This is a genomic window from Microcystis sp. LE19-10.1B (genome assembly GCF_027530565.1).
In the GTDB taxonomy this organism is placed as follows: Bacteria; Cyanobacteriota; Cyanobacteriia; order Cyanobacteriales; family Microcystaceae; genus Microcystis; species Microcystis aeruginosa.
In genome coordinates, this window is sequence record NZ_JAPZQM010000753.1 from 1 (window position 1) to 1231 (window position 1231).

2 protein-coding genes are annotated in these 1231 nt (G+C 45.9%); one reads left to right on the forward strand and one right to left on the reverse strand.

Annotated features, from left to right (window positions below; translation table 11 throughout):
- Window positions 1-302 precede the first annotated feature (302 nt).
- Entirely contained in the window at window positions 303-386 is an 84-nt protein-coding gene (locus O9332_RS27350) for a hypothetical protein (protein ID WP_288028167.1), read from the forward strand.
- Here O9332_RS27350 and O9332_RS27355 read toward each other — a convergent pair.
- Window positions 362-790: a type IV pilin-like G/H family protein gene (locus O9332_RS27355; protein WP_002760895.1), complete on the reverse strand. Its 429-nt coding sequence runs from the start codon at window positions 788-790 to the stop codon at window positions 362-364. The genes O9332_RS27350 and O9332_RS27355 overlap by 25 nt on opposite strands.
- Window positions 791-1231: the final 441 nt, after the last annotated feature.

Here is a 1231-nt window from a genome sequence, read left to right on the forward strand (position 1 = left end):
AAAATTGTCTGAGCAATTTTTTGATAATTGACCACTGTTACATTTGGTAAATCGAGGAGTTGATCAAAATTTATCCACATAACCCACCTCCTGTTCTGTTTTACTATTATACCATGCTCACACAGAACCTAGAAGAGCCGCTGTTCTCTAGATGAAGGTAGATCTCACGTGGCTCATGATTATAAGTTTACTCTAGAACCGTTTGGGCATCAGTCACAAGTTATCTATGTCAATGTTGCTTTGATTATTGACCCTTGATTACTATGTTTTCTGCTCTATCTCTTTTTTCGGGTGCAGGCGGTATGGATATTGGTGTTCGTCAAGCTGGCTTTGAGGTATTAGCTTGTATTGAAATCGATCCTCACGGATCCGCCGGACGCGTCTGACCGGGATTGGTATTCTGACAGATAATCGTCGTGATTTTCGGGTCTTGGTTAGGAGTGATAAAAGCCGCACCCACATAAGCTTTTAGCTGATTGCTGACGGTTGAGCGAGCGGGGATAACGTAGCTATAGGCGGCCTCGGAAGTGGTGCGAATGGCATAATCAAAGGTTTTCGGCAAAGTAACCCCGAAATCATCTTGAACATTGTCAACTTTCGCTCGAAAATTACCGTTATTCTGATAATAGGTGCGCTGTCCCTCGGTCATCTTGGCGACGGCTTGCAAAGCGGCGTTTTGGTCTTGAGCGATCGAATTACCTGTTTGACTTAGAGTCAGATTCCCTGTAGCGAGGAGAGCGAGAGAACTAACAAGGAAAGCGAGGGAAAAATGTCGGTTAGGTTTTCTCATGGGATATTCAAGGCTAATAAATCTTTAAAAAGGTGCGGTCACGACCCGATAGTAAACCCCGTTAGCACCGTAGGCGGGACTTAACCAAGCCGTACCGCAGCGGTAATAAGTGCTTGTACCAACTGGGTTATAAACGCATCCCCCTGGGAGGTTAGTATAGATCGCTCCGAGGGCGTAGGCACTGCCCGCCGCAAAGCCCGCATTGTAGGATTCCGCTTGATTGGCAGTGGCAGCCGTTGCGCCGAGGGCGACTCCCGTGGTGGCCGCCGCTCCGGCCGCGGCCCAACCACCGCAGTTATAAGGGACTTCCAGAGAATAAAATACCCAACAAAAAAATAGAAAAGTGTTTTTTTGAAAAAGTAATTATTTTTGTCTAGGAAAACAAAGAGTCTCCCATTACAACCTATTTTTCCGAAAAAATAGGCAGCACAAACTCTTATA

Excerpts from the sequence above, each read along its gene's own strand:
- O9332_RS27350 (WP_288028167.1), top strand. The coding sequence starts at position 303 with ATGGATATTGGTGTTCGTCAAGCTGGCTTTGAGGTATTAGCTTGTATT.
- O9332_RS27355 (WP_002760895.1), bottom strand. The coding sequence starts at position 790 with ATGAGAAAACCTAACCGACATTTTTCCCTCGCTTTCCTTGTTAGTTCT.